Here is a 16668-nt window from a genome sequence, read left to right as displayed (position 1 = left end):
GAGCAACTTAGGTAGCCGCCTGCCCGCAGGCCAGGGCAACGCGCCTGATTGCAGGTTTGCGCAACGGAAGCCGGGGAGCGTGGAGGTTTTCGGCGGTGCGAACGGCGGGCAAGCGGACGAAAAGGGGCGGCCACCGGTGTGTCGCCGGTGGCCGCCCCTTGTGCAGGTGCGGGTCAGTCCTCGTCGGACTTGCTCGACTGCATGCCCGCGGAGATCAGGTTCATCACCGCGGAGTCCTGCAGCGTGGTGACGTCGCCGAGCGAGCGGTTCTCCGCCACGTCGCGCAACAGCCGCCGCATGATCTTTCCGGAGCGGGTCTTCGGCAGCTCGGTCACCAGCATGATCTGGCGTGGCTTGCAGATCGGGCCCAGCGTCTTGGCGACGTGGTCACGCAGTTCCGGCACGCCGACCTCGGCGCCGCCCTTGAGGATCACGAAGGCGACGATGGCCTGACCGGTGGTCGGGTCGGTGGCGCCGACGACTGCCGCCTCCGCCACCGCCGGGTGGGCGACCAGCGCCGACTCGACCTCGGTGGTGGAGATGTTGTGGCCGGACACCAGCATCACGTCGTCGACCCGGCCGAGCAGCCAGATCGCCCCGTCCTCGTCCCGCTTCGCCCCGTCGCCGGCGAAGTAGAAGCCCTGCTCGGCGAAGCGCGACCAGTACGTCTCGACGAAGCGCTTGTCGTCGCCCCAGATGGTGCGCAGCATCGACGGCCACGGGCCGGTCAGCGCCAGGTAACCGCCGCCACCGTTGCCCACGATCGAACCGTCGTCGGCGACGACCTCGGCCTTGATGCCCGGCAGCGGGCCCATCGCCGAACCCGGCTTGCAGTCGGTCACACCCGGCAGCGGCGAGATCATGATGGCCCCGGTCTCGGTCTGCCACCAGGTGTCCACGATCGGGCACCGGTTGCCGCCGATGTGCTCGCGGTACCACATCCACGCCTCGGGGTTGATCGGCTCGCCGACCGAGCCGAGCAGCCGCAGCGAGCTGAGGTCGAACTGCGCCGGGATGTCGTCGCCCCACTTGGCGAACGTGCGGATCGCGGTGGGCGCGGTGTAGAGGATCGTGACGCGGTACTTCTCCACGAGTTCCCAGAACCGGCCGCGGTGCGGGGTGTCCGGGGTGCCCTCGTACATGACCTGGGTGGCGCCGTTGGACAGCGGGCCGTACACGATGTAGCTGTGCCCGGTGACCCAGCCGATGTCGGCGGTGCACCAGTAGACGTCGGTCTCCGGCTTCAGGTCGAACACCGCGTGGTGGGTGTACGAGGCCTGGGTCAGGTAACCGCCGGTGGTGTGCAGGATGCCCTTCGGCTTCGCGGTCGTGCCGGAGGTGTAGAGGATGAACAGCGGGTGCTCGGCGTCGAACGGCTGCGCCTCGTGCTCGGGGCTGGCATTGCCGACGGCGTCGTGCCACCACACGTCACGGCTGTCGTCCCAGGCGACGTCCTGCCCGGTGCGGCGCACCACGAGAACCTTCTCGACGGTCGGGCACTCGGCCACGGACTCGTCGACGGTCGGCTTGAGCGCGCTCGGCGCGCCGCGGCGGTAGCCGCCGTCGGCGGTGATGACGACCTTGGCGCTCGCGTCCTGGATGCGGCCGCCGAGCGCGTCCTTGCTGAAACCGCCGAACACCACCGAGTGGGTGGCGCCGATGCGGGCGCAGGCCAGCATGGCGACGGCCGCCTCGGGGATCATCGGCATGTAGATCGCGACCCGGTCGCCCGCGTTCACCCCGAGCCCGGTCAGCGCGTTGGCCGCACGGCACACCTCGGCGTGCAGGTCGGCGTACGTGATGGTGCGGGTGTCGCCCGGCTCGCCCTCCCAGTGGATGGCGACCCGGTCGCCCAGCCCGTTGGCCAGGTGCCGGTCCAGGCAGTTGTACGCGATGTTGAGCTGACCGCCGACGAACCACTTCGCGAACGGCGGGTTGGACCAGTCCAGTACCTCGTCCCACGGCCGGGCCCAGTCGAGCCGCTTGGCCTGGGTCTCCCAGAACGCGAGCCGGTCGGCGTCGGCCTGCGCGTAAGCCTCGGCGGTGACGTTCGCGTGCGCGGCGATCTCCGCGGGGGGTGGGAACCGGCGCGACTCGTGCAGCAGGTTTTCGAGGGTCTCGCTCACTACAGCGCCTCCCTAGGGGTGATGGTCATGCCATGTGACCTGGGTCTCCGGGTGATGTTACGGCCCGATGACCGACCTTTACAGTAAGGGTCCCTAACTATTTTGCCCGGCTGCCCTCAGCCGGGCTTGGTTACGCTCTGGCTGTGACTATGGATCCGCTGGCACCGCTGTTGAAACTGGCCGACGTCGAATCTGCGGTGAATGGCGCACGCGCTGCGGTGGACGGTGCCTACAAGCACCGCGCACTGCGGCGGCAGGGTGGCGCGGTCGCCGCCGAGATCAGCCTGCGCTGCGCGGTGGCCAGCGCCGCCCTGGAGGGCCACCGGTACGAGCTGAGCGACGTGCGCGGCGGCACCGTGCTGGACGCGGTGCTGCAGGGGGCGCTGCGCGTCGCCGAGGCGCTGCCCGGCCTGCACCAGCACTGGCACGGCGCACCGCGGCAGGTGCTCGCGAAACTGCACCTGCTGGCCGGGACCGGGGTGCTGCCCGACGCCACGCTGGGCAAGCCGACCGCGGACAGCGCCGCCCGGCTGGACACCCTGCTGGAGATCGTCTCCGCGCAGGCCGGCAACCCGCTGGTCCGCGCGGCCGTCGTGCACGGCGAGCTGCTGGCGATCCAGCCGTTCCCCGGCGTGAACGGGATCGTGGCCCGAGCCGCGGCCCGGCTCACCCTGGTCGGCAGCGGCTTCGACCCGCGCGGCCTGGTCGCCGTGGAACTGGCCCACCTCGCCCGCGAACCCGAGTACATCGGCGCCGCCGGGGCCTTCGCCACCGGCACCCCCGACGGCCTGCGCTCCTGGCTGCGCCACTACGCCATCGCGGTAGAGCAGGGCTGCGCGGAGATCGCCGTAGTCGGCGACGCGGTACTCGCCGCCGTGGGTTGATCGCAACAACCGTTGAAAGCAACAACCAAGGACAGCGACCACGTCCGCGTTCGGCCGCACCCGCCAGGAGCGGAAGTCCGCGCAGCGGACGAGGGACCGGCGGGTAAGGGAGGCTTCCAAGGCCGAACGCCGTGGCCGCGAAGGCGGCCACCAGCAGCTCAGCCGCCAGCATTATGGATGGCGCCGCACGTTCGCGGCGCCATCGCGTACTTCCTGCCGGGTTACCAGGCGTGCACCTCTTAGCAACCGCCCTCAGTGGACCCGAAGATCACACCGGGACTTTGCCTTCACGACGGCTAGATCGCGCGTGGGTGCCCGGAGGCCGTACCCGAAAGCCGGCTTCTGCCAGCTACTTCCAGCTGCAGAATGCTTCCGTAACCACTTTTCTACGCCCGTTCGGCGGTGATGGCCAGGCTTCGGGCCCAATGTGTGACTGGTGTGGCTGTTGTGGCAGCCAAATCACCCGTCAGAGGGCAGAAGCCGCAGCACGGGCCCGTTTGCGGCGGCCGTACCACGCGATGCCGATGGCGACGCCGACTCCGATGCCGAGCGCGGCCGCGACCGGGACGGCCGGGCGGTTGCGCAGCCGGCGGCCCAGCGGGACCGGGTGCCGGAACTCCAGCACGGGCCAGCGCCGCTCGTTGGCCTCGCGGCGCAGCGCCTTGTCGGGGTTGACCGCGCTGGGGTGGCCGACGGCGGCGAGCAGCGGGATGTCGGAGATGGAGTCCGAGTAGGCGTAGCACTCGCCGAGGTCGTATCCGCGCTCGGCGGCGAGCTTGCGTACCGCCTCGACCTTGGCCCCGCCCGCGGCGTAGAACTCGATCTCGCCGGTGTACTGGCCTTCGGCGACCTTCATCCGGGTGGCGATGACGTCGGTGACGCCGAGCTGCGCGCCGATGGGCTGCACCATCTCCTCGCCGGACGCCGACACCAGCACGATGTCGCGGCCGGCCGCCTGGTGCTCCTCGATGAGGGTCGCCGCCTCGGCGTAGATGTACGGGTCGATCAGCTCGTGCAGCGTCTCGTTGACGATCTGGCGGACCTGGTCCACCCGCCAGCCCTTGACCAGCTCCGCCATGTAGTCACGGGTGCGCACCATGGCCTGGTCGTCGGCGCCGCCGCGCTTGAACATGAACTGGGCGAACGCCGTCTTAACGACGTCACGCTTAGTGATCAGACCGTCACGATAGAACGGTCTGCCGAATGCCAGCGCGCTCGAAGTCGCGATGACGGTCTTGTCCAGGTCGAAAAACGCGGCGCTGCGGCCCACGGTCGGAAAGTGTAGCCGGGTGCTTGCGGCGGTGGTGTCCACCCGTCCGTCGGATAGCGGCAGTCGCTCGTACGAGGGGACGCAGATATGTGCGCAATCGCCGGTTACTGAGCGGCGAATCAGTGATTGCGCAGCGTAGGATCTTGGGTTCATCTACGGCGTGTCGGCGCGTGTCGGCCCCGACCCCTCTCGACGGCGCGCAGTCAAGTCAGGCATGCTTTCGCAACAGCCCTCAGCGGGTGCCACCCCCCCCCGCAGCCGCTGAGCGGGCTCCGGCTCACCATCCCCCCTGAGAGCCGGACCCCAGGACGACCCCCGTCTCCCCGGACGGGGGTCGTCGTCATCTGCGCCCCGGCGCTCATGGGCTGCCGGTTCACCCACCGCGCGGGTCGGCCGCATAACAGATCGACACGATGATCGGCGCGCTGTCCACAAGTGCCCGTCCGTCCACAGGCGGCCGGTCCGACCGCTGGTCCGGCACCACCCCGCCCGCGCACAGTGCCGGACATGACCCGTCCGTTCGCCCCGCCCGCGGCCCCCCGCACCCTGCTGGTGACCGCCGACGCCGACCTGCTCGACGACCTGCTGCGGCTGGGCTCCGCCGCGGGCGCCGAGGTCGAGGTCGCCCACGACCTGTCCGCGGCGCGCCTGCGCTACGGGCCCGCCCCGCTGGTGCTGATCGGCGGCGACATGGTGCCCGGTTGCCTGCGCGCCCGGCTGCCGCGCCGGGCCGGGGTCGTCGTGGTCTGCCGCGACAGCACCGACTCCCGGCCGTGGGACTACGCCCAGCCGCTCGGGGCCGAACATGTCGCGCTGCTGCCCGCGGCCGAGTCTTGGCTCGTCGAACGGCTCGCCGGAATCGGCCGCGCCTCGACCGCCGGCACCGGGCGGGTGCTGGCGGTGCTCGGCGGGCGCGGCGGAGCCGGGGCAAGCGTGCTGGCCGCCGGACTGGCTGTCACTGCGTGCCGCACCCGGCTGCGCACCCTGCTCGTCGACGCGGACCCGCTCGGCGGCGGCGCCGACCTGCTGCTGGGCTGGGAGGAGCTGCGCGGGTTGCGCTGGCCCCAGCTCGCCAGGGCCAGCGGCCCCGTCGACCCGGCCGCGTTCGTCGACGCCCTGCCGAGCCGCGGCGACCTCGTGGTGCTCTCCTGCGCCCGCGACGTCCCCGACGAGGACACCCCGATCTCCCCGGCGCTGCCGCCCGATGCGATGGCCGCCGCACTCGACGCCGGTCGGCGCGGCCGGGATCTGATCGTCGTCGACCTGCCCCGCCGTCTCGACGACGCCGCGGCCGTGGTGCTCCAGGCAGCCGACCGGGTGCTGCTCGTCGTGCCCGCCGAACTGCGCGCCGCCGCGGCGGCGGCCCGGGTGGTCGACGTCGTGTCGGCGTACCGGCGCGAGCTGTCCGTGGTCGTCCGCGGCCCGGCACCCGGCCGGCTGGGACCTGACGACCTGGCCCGGGCGCTGGGCCTGCCGCTGGCCGGGATGCTGCCGCCGGAGCCGCGCCTGGCCGCCGCGCTCGAACGCGGCCACGCCCCGGGCAGCGCACCCCGCGGCCCCCTGGCCACCCTGTGCGGCCGCCTGATCCGCGAGGTCATGGCATGAGCGAGCGCAGCGAGCGAATTGGTGGGCTCGGTTCACATGGCGTCGACGAGCGCAGCGAGGAGAGGTCATGAGCGAGCGCAGCGAGCGAATCGGTGGGCTCGGTTCGCATGGCGTCGCCGCGCGCGGCGAGGAGGGGTCATGAGCGAGCTGGTCGGGGCCGGGCCGTTGGGTCCGCTGCTGGCTGCGCCCGAAGTGACCGACGTGCTGGTCAACGGGGTGCAGGTGTGGACGGATCGGGGATCCGGGCTGGTCCGCGAACCGTTCACCATGCCGTCGGTCGACGCCGTGCGACGGCTGGCGCAGCGGCTCGCGGCCGCGTGCGGGCGGCGGCTCGACGACGGGCAGCCGTACGTCGACGCGCGGCTGGCCGACGGGACGCGCCTGCACGCGGTGCTGCCGCCGGTGGCGACCGCTGGGCCGTACCTGTCGTTGCGCACGTTCCGGCAGCGGCCGATGGCGTTGGCGGACCTCGTCCCGCCGGACACGGCCCGGCTGCTGTCCGCGATCGTCGCGGCCCGGCTGACCTTCCTGATCTCCGGCGGCACCGGATCGGGCAAGACCACGCTGCTCGGGGCGATGCTCGCCGCGGTGCCCGGCCGGGAACGCATCGTGCTGGTGGAGGACTCGGCCGAGCTGCGTCCCGCACATCCGCACGTCGTCACGTTGCAGGCGCGCACCTCCAACGTGGAGGGCGCGGGCGTGGTCGGCCTGGCCGAGCTGGTGCGGCAGGCCCTGCGGATGCGTCCGGACCGGCTGGTGGTGGGCGAGTGCCGGGGTGCGGAGGTGGTGGACCTGCTGGCCGCGCTCAACACCGGCCACGAGGGCAGCGCCGGGACGTTGCACGCCAACGCCCCCGCGGATGTGCCCGCGCGGCTGGAGGCGCTCGGGCTGCTCGGCGGGCTGCCCCGTCCCGCGCTGCACGCGCAGGTCGCCGCGGCCATCCGGGTGCTGCTGCACCTGCGGCGTACCCCGTCCGGCCGGGTGCTCGACGAGATCTGCCTGCTCACCGCGGACGGCCCGGAAAGGCTGGTGGCAGCCCGGCCGGTCTGGCGGCGCGACGGCGGCGTGCTGCCCGCGGCCGCCGAACTCGGCACACTGCTGCGCGCTCGTGAGGTCGCCCCGCCGCCCTGGCCGGCGGAGTGGTGAGCGCCTCGAACACGGCCACCGGGCCCGACCGGACGGACACGGTCTCCGGGCCCGGCCGGACGGTGCCGACCTGGCGGAGTGCCGTCGCGGTCCGGCTGCGTGATCTCACGGGCCCTGTTCTCGCATCCAGCGTGCGGCGTCGCCTGGCGCGGGCCACGGGGCGGCCGCAGCGCCCCGGTTCCGCCACGACGGCAGGTGCGGGCCCCGACGGGCAGGCTGCTGGCGCGGGCCGGCTCCTTGGGCGACCGGGCACGACCCTGTCGCCGCGCCGTACGGGGGTCGTCGCCGCGGTGGCCGGTGTGGGTTCGTCGCTGCTGCTGGACTCGCCGGTGGGTGGGCTGATCGCGGCCGGGTACACCCTGCTCGCGCTGCGGATGTGGCGCGAGCAGCGGTCCGCCGGGCGCGACGCGGGACACCGGCAGCGGGCCCTCGACCTGCTCTCCGCATCCGCGGCGGAACTGCGGGCCGGTGGCGCGGGCACGGTGCTGCTGCTGCCGGACGACGAGCTGGACCGGGCGGTGCACGCGGCGCAGCGGCTCGCCGCGAGCACCGGAGCGCCCCTGGCCGACCTGCTGGAACGGCTGGAGGCGCAGTGCCGCGCCGCCGACCGGGCCGACGCCGCCGCCCATGCCCAGGCGGCCGGCGCGCAACTGACCGCGGTGCTGCTCGCCGCGCTGCCGATCGGCGGCATCGGGCTCGGTCACCTGATCGGCGTCGACGCGATGCGGATCCTGCTGCACACGCCGACCGGCGTCGCGTGCGTCTGCGGAGCGGCCGTGCTGCAGGCGGCCGGGCTCGCCTGGACCCGCCGGTTGCAGCGGCCTGCGGCACGTTCGGCCGTGGACCGGGCCGTCGGACGGTTCACGGCCCGCAAACGGCTGAGCCGCCTGCCGCTGCGGCGGTCCGCGGAGCAGTCGAGCGGGCGTACCCCCTGGTTGTTCGGGGTGGTGGCGGGCGGTGCGGTGATCGCGCTGCTGCCGTCCCCCGCCGGTGGCGTGCTGGGTGTCGTCGTCGCGGGCGGGACCGTGGTGGTGCTGCGGCGGATGGAGCCCGCAGCCGTGCGTGCGGAGCGGGAGCGGGTGCTGGCCGACCTGCCGTGGGCCGTGGATCTGATCGGCGCCGCGCTGCGCGCCGGAGCCCCGCTCGACCACGCCGTGCGCAGCGTCGGCGCGGCGCTGGACGGGCCGCTCGGCATCCGGCTGCAGCGGATCGGCCGGTCCCTGCGCCTGGGCGCGACCGCGGCCGAAGCCTGGTCGCACCTGGCTGACCTGCCACCGGCCGGCCGCCTCGTCGCGGCCGTGGAACGCAGCTCCGCCAACGGATCGGCGCTGGCCGGCGCGCTGCACCGGTGCGCCGACGACCTGCGCGCCGACACCGCCGTACGCCGCCAGGCCGGGGCGCAGCGCGCCGGTGTCCTGATCGTCCTCCCGCTCGGGCTGTGCTTCCTGCCCGCCTTCGTACTCGCCGGCCTGGTGCCGGTGGTCCTCGCCGTGCTCGGCGAGGTGCTCTGACCCGCCACGAAAGGAGATCGTCATGCCCCGACAGAGGCCACTGCGAACGGAGGTCCCGCCCGTGGACACCACGGTCCTGACGCCGATCCGCCCGCCCGTGCCCGCGCCCGCACGGCTGCGCGATGTCGACGACGACGCCGCCGCGATCCTCGCGGAGTCGGTGGGACCAGCCCGGCGGCCGGTGCCCGACGCCGGTATGAACACCGCCGAGTACGCCGTCGGCACCCTGGCCGCCGTCGCCTTCGCCGGACTGCTGCTCAAGGTGCTGACCAGCGACGGCGTGCAGGCGGCGCTGGCCGGCGTGATCCAACGGGCCCTCGGGTGAGCCGAACGGACCGGGGTAGCGCCACCGCCGAGCTGGCGGTGGCGCTACCCGCCGTGGTGCTCCTGCTGGTCACCGGCATCGGCGCGGTCGCCGCGGTGACCGTGAAGCTCGGCTGCGTGGCCGCCGCCCGCGACGCGGCGCTCGCCGCAGCACGCGGTGACGGCGTGTCCGGTGGGGCGAGCGTCGACGTCACCGGGGAGACGGTCACCGCGACGGTGCGGCGCTCCCTCCGGGTGACCGAGCTGACCTGCACCGCAACCGCCGCCCGCGAACCGGGTGCGCCGTGAGCTCGCTGTATGCGCTCGGCGTGGGCCTGGTCTTCGTGGCCGCGGGCACCGTGGTGGCCGTGGACGGCGCACACCTGGTCGCCCGGGAGCAGGCGCGTACGGCCGCGGACCTGGGCGCCCTCGCGGGCGCGGCGGCGGCGATCGAAGGCGCCGCGGCCGCATGCGAACGGGCCGGGCGGATCGTGGCCGCCAACGCGGCGACGGTCACGGCCTGCCGCCTGGACGGCCTCGACCTCACCCTATCCGTGCAGGTCGTCACCGGGGCGGGCGCGGCCGAGGCCACCGCCGTGGCGGGCCCGGTCCGCGAGGCGACCTGACCAGGTGCGCCCCGGCGGCACCGGTGGGCCGGGCCCCGATCCGCGAGTCAACGGTGACCCGACGGCGGGCCCGATCCGCGAGTCAACGGTGACCCGGGCGCGAGGGCCTGGCACGGCCACCGCCGGCCGGTTGCGGGGGTCCGCGGCGGGTCGTGCGGGTGAAGATCGCTGTTTGGGGACAGAAAGTGAGGTGTGACCGCAGATCATGACCGGAAACAGCGATCATGCCCGGCTCGACGCGCGGGCCGCGCGCCAGGCCGGGCTATTCACCAGGGATGACGCGAAGGCGTGTGGGTTCACCGACGACCAGGTCCGGCGGCGGCTGCGGCGGCGGGACTGGCAGGTGGTGCTCGGTCAGGTGATGACCCGGGCCGCGCGGCCGGTCACGCCGTTGCTGCGGGATCGGGCCGCGTTGCTGGCCGTGCCCGATGCGGTGCTGGCCGGACCGTCCGCGGCCCGGCGCTATGGCCTGGACGTGCCTGGTCTGCGGACCAGCGTCATCGTCGCGCCGGAACGGCGGGTGCGGCTGCCGGGTGTCTCGGTCCGTCGGGAACAGCTGGATCCGGTGGACCTTGTTCTGATCGAGGGAGTCCTGCTGACCGCGCCGGAGCGCACCGTCGTCGACTGTGTCCGCGAGTTGAGCCCGGACCAGGCCGACCTGGTGATGGACCGGGCATTGCAGCGTCGGCTGATCACCTTCGAGGGATTCGCCGCCAGAGTGCAGGCGATGGTGGGGCAGCGCGGGATACGAAGACTGGTCAGGGCGGTGGCGCGGCACGCGCATGGGGCGCGTTCGGTGGCGGAACGGCTGCTGGTGCAGGGACTGCGGCGGGCGCGGATCGAGGGCTGGCGCGCCAACGTGCCGGTCCATGACGCCGAGGGGCTGATCGGTGTAGTCGACTTCGGATTCCTGGAGATCCGGCTGGCTGTGGAGGTCGACGGCCGCGCGTGGCACAGCGCCGGGGACCGGTTCCAGCACGACCGGGAACGGCAGAACCGGCTGGTCCGCGCCGGGTGGACGGTCCTGCGGTTCACCTGGCGGGACCTGACCGAGGACCTGGACGGCGTCGTCCGCCAGATCACCGCCGTCCGCCGCCACCTCACCCGCGCCACCTCACCGCCGCAGACCGGACCACGGTGAGAGATCGCTGTTTCCGGTCAGAACCTGGGGTTCAACCGCAGATCTTGTCCCGAAACAGCGATCTTCCCGGCGCGAACCACCGCGACCAGGTCGGCAGCGATCACCCTGAGGTTGGGGGGAGGTGGGTGAGGATGATGTCGAGGACGGTGACGGCGCCGGGTTTGTCGAGCGGGTTGTTGCCGTTGCCGCACTTGGGGGACTGGACGCAGCTCGGGCAGCCGCGTTCGCAGGCGCACTCGGCGACCGCGGTCCGGGTCGCGCCGAGCCATTCGGTAGCCATGCCGTACGCCCGTTCGGCGAAACCCGCCCCGCCGGGGTGGCCGTCGTACACGAAGATGGTCGGCGCGTCGGTGTCGGCGTGCCGGGCCGTCGACAGGCCGCCGATGTCCCACCGGTCGCAGCTCGCGACCAGCGGCAGCAGGCCGATCGCGGCGTGCTCGGCGGCGTGCAGCGAGCCGGGCAGGTCCTCCAGCCCGGCGACCGCCGATTCCGCGATGGTGGCCCAGACCGCGACGGTGCGCAGGGTACGGGTGGGCAGGTCGAGGGGCCAGGTGCCGAGCACCTCCCCGCTGTCCATCCGCCGCCGTTGGAACGACACGACCTGGCTGGTCACCTCGACCTCGCCGAGGAACAGCCGGACCGGCCCGGCGTCCACGTGCGAGCGGACCTCCAGCACGGTGAGGTCGATGGTGTCGCGGGCGTGCGTGGAGTACGGCGGGTTGTCGGCTTCGACCAGGGCCACCCCGTCGGCGAGGTCGAGCTCGCGTACGACGTAGGTGCGGCCCTGGTGCGTGTAGACGGCCCCGGCGTGCAGGTGGTGGTGGGCGGCTCCGGCGTCGGCGGTGCCGATGAGGCGGCCGGTGGCGGCCTCGATGACGGCGATCGGCGGCCCGCCGGTGCCGCGCAGGTCGATCTCGGGGCGCTGCGGGTGGGTCCAGTACCAGCCGGTGGGGCGGCGGCGCAGTGCGCCCGCGGCGACGAGTTCGTCGAGCAGGGCGGCGTCCGCGCCGAACAGCGGGAGGTCGGCCTCGGTGAGGGGCTGCTCGGCGGCGGCCGTGCACAGGTGCGGGGCGAGCACGTACGGGTTGGCGGGGTCGAACACGGTCGCCTCGACGGTCTTGCCGAACAGTGCCTGCGGGTGGTGCACCAGGTAGGTGTCCAGCGGGTCGTCCCGGGCGACGAGCACGCACAGCCCGTCGCGCCCGGCCCGGCCCGCGCGGCCCGCGCGCTGCCAGACGGCGGCGCGGGTGCCGGGATAGCCGGCCAGCAGCACCGCGTCCAGGCCGGTGACGTCGATGCCCAGTTCGAGGGCGTTGGTGGTGGCCAGGCCGGTGAGGGTCCCGTCGGTGAGCTGCTGTTCCAGGGTGCGCCGCTCCTCGCGCAGGTAGCCGCCCCGGTAGGCGGCGACCTGGCGGCCGAGCCCTGGCTGCGCCTCCTCCAGCGCGGCGCGCGCGTTGACGGCGACGACCTCGGCGCCGCGGCGGGACGGCACGAAGGCGAGGGTGCGTACGCCCTGGACGACCGCGTCGGCGAGCAGGTCGGCGGTCTCCCGCAGCGCGGAGCGGCGAACGGGGGCGGCGTCGCCGTTGCTGTCCGCGCCCGGCAGCTCCGGCGGCTCCCACAGGGCGAAGGTCATCGAGCCGCGCGGGGCGGCGTCCTCGGTGACCGCCCGCACGGGCCGCCCGATGAGCTTGCTCGCGCTGCCCGCGGGGTCGCCGGACGTGGCCGAGGCCAGCAGGAATACTGGCCCGCCGCCCGCCCGGCGGTCGCCGGCGCTGCCCGGCCGCCGGGCGGCGGCGGTGGCTCCGCGACGTGTGCCACCCGTCCGCGAGGCACCTTCAACCGCGCCCTCACCGGCCGACCCGCCGCCGGCCGCGTTAAGAAGGTGCCCTTCCTCTACGGAATCCGTTAAGAAGGTGCCCTTCCTTTCGGTGAGGCGGCGGAGGCGGCGGAGGATGTGGGCGACGTGGGCGCCGAAGACGCCGCGGTAGCTGTGCGATTCGTCGACGATCACGTAGTGGAGGTTGCGGAGCACGCCGGACCAGCGCTGGTGGCCGGGGAGCAGGCTGTGGTGCAGCAGGTCGGGGTTGGTGAGGATGACGTTGGCGTGCTGGCGGATCCAGTCGCGCTCCTCGCGCGGGGTGTCGCCGTCGCAGACCGCGGCCCGCAGGCCGGGCAGGTTCAGGCCGGTCAGCGCGCGGTGCTGGTCGGCGGCGAGGGCCTTGGTCGGCGCGAGATAGAGGACGCGCGCCCGCGGGTGGGTGAGCACGGCGGACAGGGCGGGCAGCTGGTAGGCCAGTGACTTGCCGGAGCCGGTGCCGGTCGAGATGACGACGTCGGTGCCGCCCCAGGCCAGCTCGGCGGCTTCGACCTGGTGCTCCCACGGTGCGGTGATGCCGCCGGAGCGCAGCGTGTCGAGCAGCGGCGCGGGGACCCAGGAGGGCCACGCGGCGGCGCGCCCGGCCCGCGCGGGCAGCAGCTCGACGTGCGTGACCTGGTCACGTTTGAGCCAGTACGGCAGCAGGTCCACTCCAGCACTCTGCCACCGCGGGGCGGGCGTCGGCCAGCGGCCGTCGTCACCCCGTCCCGAGTGCGCGTTAAGGGCAAAGGGCGCGTAGCCCGGAAACCCGACCAGTGGTTAGATGCATGAGGATCGGATGCACGGAGTGATTCCGGGCAGTGACCGGACGTCGTAGAGGAGGTGCCGATGGAGCTGTCGCTGGCCACGCGTGTCGTCGCCGGGCATACCGTGCTCGAGGTCGGCGGCGAGGTGGACGTCTACACCGCTCCGAAACTCCGCGAACGCATCGCCGAGCTGCTCGACAGTGGGGTGACCGCGGTGGTGGTCGACCTCGCCCGGGTCGACTTCATGGATTCGACCGGCCTCGGCGTGCTGGTCGGCCAGCTGCGCAAGGCGCGGGCGGTGGGAGCCTCCTTCGGCGTGGTGTGCTCGCGGGAGTCGCTCCTCAAAATCTTCCGGATCACCGCGCTGGACCAGGTGCTGCCGCTGTACCCGTCCGTCGACGCGGCCACCGCGAGTTGACCCGCGCGGACATGGCGACCGTCCGGCTCGAATTCACCCCTGAACCCGCGCACGTGCGTACGGCGCGGCTGGTCGGCGTGGCCGTCGCCCGGCGCGCCGGGGTGCCCGACGACCAGCTCGACGAGGTGCGCCTGGCGATCGGCGAGGCGTGCGCGCGGGCGGTGGCCCGGCACCAGCGGGTCGGCCTGCGCGACGTGGTCGCGGTCGCGTTCAGCGATGGCGACCGTTATCTCGTGCAGGTGTGGGATCACGCCGGCGACGAGGAGCAGATCACCGACGAGGAGCAGCTCACCGTCGACGTGAGCGCCAGCCTGTTGCAGGCGATCGTGAAGGATCTGCAGGTCCGTCCGCTGGAGAGCGGGCCTGGCACCGAGGTGCAGATGGCGTGGCCGGTCCGGCGCGCCTCGCGTCTTGGGCGCTGATTCACTCATCTGCGGGCATAGAGTCGCTGAGCGTACCGCACAACCCGGGACGGGCGCAGCAACGAAGATCACCGCGACACAGCAGGTGGCGGGTGTGACCCGGACCACGTGTCCGGTTTACAGTTCACGGGTTGTTTCCAGGCCGTAACCGACGTCACTCGTGACCCTCGGCACGGCTGCCTCACAAGTAGATCGTGATCTTTGGGAGGACAAAGATGTCCGGGTCCATCCTCGCTGCCCCCGGCAGCGAGCTGACCCTTACCGGCGCAAACGTTTCGTACGTGGTCGTCGCGGCTGTGATCGCACTGGTGGCGCTGGGTTTCGCCGCCGTGCTGGTCAAGTCCGTGCTGGCAACCGGTAAGGGCACCGAAAAGATGCAGGAGATCGCGGGCGCCGTCCAGGAGGGCGCGTCGGCATACCTGTTCCGCCAGTTCAAGACGCTCGGCATCTTCGTGGTGCTCGCGGTCATCCTGCTCTTCCTGCTGCCGGTCCACGGCGACGGTGACAACGACACCGCGCTGAAGATCGGCCGTTCCGCGTTCTTCGTGGTGGGCGCGCTGTTCAGCGCCTTCATCGGCGGTGCCGGCATGGCGCTGGCGACCCGCGCCAACCTGCGGGTGGCCGCGGCGGCCCGCGAGGCCGAGGGTGGCCGCGAGGCCGCCATGGCGATCGCCTTCCGCACCGGTGGTGTCGTCGGCTTCCTGACCGTCGGCCTCGGCCTGTTCGGCGCGGCGCTGGTGGTCTTCATCTACGGCGTCGACGCCGCGACCGTGCTGGAGGGCTTCGGCTTCGGCGCTGCCCTGCTCGCGATGTTCATGCGGGTCGGCGGCGGCATCTTCACCAAGGCCGCCGACGTCGGCGCTGACCTGGTGGGCAAGGTCGAGCAGGGCATCCCCGAGGACGACCCGCGCAACGCGGCGACCATCGCCGACAACGTGGGCGACAACGTCGGCGACTGCGCCGGCATGGCCGCCGACCTGTTCGAGTCGTACGCGGTGACCCTGGTCGCGGCGCTGATCCTGGGCCGGGCCGCGTTCGGCGTGGAGGGCCTCGTCTTCCCGCTGATCGTGTCGACCATCGGTGTGCTGATCGCGATCGTCGGCGTGTTCCTGACCCGCCTGCGCAAGTCCGACAAGAACGGCCTGCAGGCGATCAACCGCGCCTTCTACATCTCGGCCGCGCTGTCCGCGGTCGCGGTGGCCGGCGCCTCGCTGTACTACCTGCCGAAGACCTTCGGCGAGCTGGGCAAGCCGGAGATCAGCGGCAACCCGCAGACCGTCGCCATCGGCGCGGTCGTCATCGGTATCGTGCTGGCCGCCGCCATCCAGGCGCTGACCGGCTACTTCACCGAGACCGGCCGTCGCCCGGTGCAGGACATCGGCAAGTCGTCGGAGACCGGCCCGGCCACCGTGGTGCTCGCGGGCATCAGCGTCGGCCTGGAGTCGGCCGTCTACTCGGCGCTGCTCATCGGCGGCGCGGTGTACGGCGCGTTCCTGCTGGGCGGTGGCACGCTGGTCGTGTCGCTGTTCGCCATCGCGCTGGCCGGCTGCGGCCTGCTGACCACCGTCGGCGTCATCGTGGCCATGGACACCTTCGGTCCGATCTCCGACAACGCGCAGGGCATCGCGGAGATGTCCGGCGACATCGACGAGCAGGGTGCGCGCACCCTGACCGAGCTCGACGCGGTCGGCAACACCACCAAGGCGATCACCAAGGGCATCGCGATCGCGACGGCCGTGCTGGCCGCGACCGCGCTGTTCGGGTCGTACACCGACACCCTGGGCGTCTCCCTGGCCGAGGCCGGCGAGACCGCGGAGGGCTTCGTCAACAACATGCTCAACGTGGCGAACCCGGCCAACCTGGTCGGTCTGCTGATCGGTGTGTCGGTCGTCTTCCTGTTCTCGGGTCTGGCCATCAACGCGGTGTCGCGTTCGGCCGGCGCGGTGGTGCACGAGGTGCGCCGCCAGTTCCGCGAGCTGCCGGGCATCATGGACGGCACCCAGCGGCCCGAGTACGGCAAGGTCGTCGACATCTGCACTCGCGACGCCCAGCGTGAGCTGATGACCCCGGGCCTGCTCGCGGTCCTCGCCCCGATCGCCGTCGGCTTCGGCCTCGGCGCGGGCGCGCTGGCGGCGTACCTGGCCGGCGCCATCGGCGCGGGCACCCTGATGGCGGTGTTCCTGGCCAACTCCGGTGGCGCGTGGGACAACGCGAAGAAGATGGTCGAGGACGGCGCGCACGGCGGCAAGGGCTCGTCGTCGCACGAGGCGACCATCATCGGCGACACGGTCGGCGACCCGTTCAAGGACACCGCCGGTCCGGCCATCAACCCGCTGCTCAAGGTCATGAATCTGGTGTCGCTGCTGATCGCCCCCGCCGTGGTGGCGCTCTGGTACGGCAGCACCGAGAACGCGACCGCGCGCAACCTGATCGCCCTCGGCGCGACCGTGGTGATCGTCGTGGCCGTGGTCATCAGCAAGCGGAAGCCGATCACCGTCGGCGGCGACGACCAGGGAAAAGCTGACGCTGCGCCTACGCAGCGCGAGAAGGTCAACGCCTGACGCACCGCACCACTGCGGCGCCCTCCCCAC

General features: G+C 72.9%; 13 protein-coding genes and 1 pseudogene. 11 read left to right on the top strand and 3 right to left on the bottom strand.

The annotated features are described in order from the left end of the window. Positions 1–173 precede the first annotated feature (173 nt). Positions 174–2126, bottom strand: coding sequence for an acetate--CoA ligase (gene acs, locus AB0B35_RS11565; RefSeq protein ID WP_361043712.1), 1953 nt, complete (start codon positions 2124–2126; stop codon positions 174–176). A gap of 143 nt (positions 2127–2269) precedes the next feature. Between acs and AB0B35_RS11560 the strand changes: the two genes are divergently transcribed. Further along, a complete protein-coding gene (locus AB0B35_RS11560; RefSeq protein WP_361043709.1) occupies positions 2270–3010 on the top strand; it encodes an oxidoreductase in 741 nt (246 codons plus the stop codon). Between the two features lie 466 nt (positions 3011–3476). Here AB0B35_RS11560 and AB0B35_RS11555 read toward each other — a convergent pair whose 3' ends face one another. After that, on the bottom strand, positions 3477–4280 hold the full coding sequence (locus AB0B35_RS11555; RefSeq protein ID WP_360535631.1) for an HAD-IB family hydrolase: 804 nt from the start codon (positions 4278–4280) through the stop codon (positions 3477–3479). Positions 4281–4832: 552 nt separating this feature from the next. Between AB0B35_RS11555 and ssd the strand changes: the two genes are divergently transcribed. The 7 genes and pseudogenes from ssd (at position 4833) to AB0B35_RS11520 (ending at position 10612) form a co-directional block, all read left to right on the top strand. Then, the gene (ssd, locus tag AB0B35_RS11550) at positions 4833–5885 is read left to right on the top strand and encodes a septum site-determining protein Ssd (RefSeq protein WP_361043915.1); all 1053 of its coding nucleotides are present in this window, start codon (positions 4833–4835) and stop codon (positions 5883–5885) included. A gap of 144 nt (positions 5886–6029) precedes the next feature. After that, a pseudogene (locus AB0B35_RS11545) lies at positions 6030–7031 on the top strand (TadA family conjugal transfer-associated ATPase); the annotation flags it as partial. Between the two features lie 971 nt (positions 7032–8002). Further along, the gene (locus AB0B35_RS11540) at positions 8003–8542 is read left to right on the top strand and encodes a type II secretion system F family protein (RefSeq protein WP_361043912.1); all 540 of its coding nucleotides are present in this window, start codon (positions 8003–8005) and stop codon (positions 8540–8542) included. A gap of 160 nt (positions 8543–8702) precedes the next feature. Continuing rightward, complete coding sequence (locus AB0B35_RS11535) at positions 8703–8867, top strand: DUF4244 domain-containing protein (RefSeq protein WP_361043909.1); 165 nt, start codon at positions 8703–8705, stop codon at positions 8865–8867. Further along, positions 8864–9154, top strand: coding sequence for a hypothetical protein (locus tag AB0B35_RS11530; protein ID WP_361043707.1), 291 nt, complete (start codon positions 8864–8866; stop codon positions 9152–9154). The genes AB0B35_RS11535 and AB0B35_RS11530 overlap by 4 nt, the downstream gene beginning before the upstream one ends. Next, the gene (locus tag AB0B35_RS11525) at positions 9151–9471 is read left to right on the top strand and encodes an Rv3654c family TadE-like protein (protein WP_361043704.1); all 321 of its coding nucleotides are present in this window, start codon (positions 9151–9153) and stop codon (positions 9469–9471) included. Before AB0B35_RS11530 ends, AB0B35_RS11525 begins: the two co-directional genes overlap by 4 nt. A 205-nt stretch (positions 9472–9676) precedes the next feature. Continuing rightward, positions 9677–10612: a DUF559 domain-containing protein gene (locus AB0B35_RS11520; protein ID WP_361043702.1), complete on the top strand. Its 936-nt coding sequence runs from the start codon at positions 9677–9679 to the stop codon at positions 10610–10612. Positions 10613–10712: 100 nt separating this feature from the next. Here AB0B35_RS11520 and AB0B35_RS11515 read toward each other — a convergent pair whose 3' ends face one another. Then, positions 10713–13142 (bottom strand): DEAD/DEAH box helicase, encoded by a 2430-nt coding sequence (locus AB0B35_RS11515; RefSeq protein WP_361043699.1) that lies wholly within the window; start codon positions 13140–13142, stop codon positions 10713–10715. Between the two features lie 177 nt (positions 13143–13319). On the opposite strand from AB0B35_RS11515, the gene AB0B35_RS11510 reads away from it, so the two are divergent. The 3 genes from AB0B35_RS11510 to AB0B35_RS11500 all read left to right on the top strand — a co-directional run bounded on the left by AB0B35_RS11510 (position 13320) and on the right by AB0B35_RS11500 (position 16638). Further along, positions 13320–13655 (top strand): STAS domain-containing protein, encoded by a 336-nt coding sequence (locus tag AB0B35_RS11510; protein ID WP_361043697.1) that lies wholly within the window; start codon positions 13320–13322, stop codon positions 13653–13655. A gap of 11 nt (positions 13656–13666) precedes the next feature. Then, complete coding sequence (locus AB0B35_RS11505; RefSeq protein ID WP_203697672.1) at positions 13667–14077, top strand: ATP-binding protein; 411 nt, start codon at positions 13667–13669, stop codon at positions 14075–14077. A 215-nt stretch (positions 14078–14292) separates the two neighbouring features. After that, positions 14293–16638, top strand: a complete 2346-nt coding sequence (locus AB0B35_RS11500; protein WP_361043694.1) for a sodium-translocating pyrophosphatase — start codon at positions 14293–14295, stop codon at positions 16636–16638. Positions 16639–16668: the final 30 nt, after the last annotated feature.

The organism is Catellatospora sp. NPDC049133, from assembly GCF_040648455.1.
In the GTDB taxonomy this organism is placed as follows: domain Bacteria; phylum Actinomycetota; class Actinomycetes; order Mycobacteriales; family Micromonosporaceae; genus Catellatospora; species Catellatospora aurea.
This window is presented reverse-complemented; position numbering and strand designations above follow the sequence as displayed.

Excerpts from the sequence above, each read along its gene's own strand:
- AB0B35_RS11520 (WP_361043702.1), top strand. The coding sequence starts at position 9,677 with ATGACCGGAAACAGCGATCATGCCCGGCTCGACGCGCGGGCCGCGCGC.
- AB0B35_RS11510 (WP_361043697.1), top strand. The coding sequence starts at position 13,320 with ATGGAGCTGTCGCTGGCCACGCGTGTCGTCGCCGGGCATACCGTGCTC.
- AB0B35_RS11505 (WP_203697672.1), top strand. The coding sequence starts at position 13,667 with ATGGCGACCGTCCGGCTCGAATTCACCCCTGAACCCGCGCACGTGCGT.
- AB0B35_RS11500 (WP_361043694.1), top strand. The coding sequence starts at position 14,293 with ATGTCCGGGTCCATCCTCGCTGCCCCCGGCAGCGAGCTGACCCTTACC.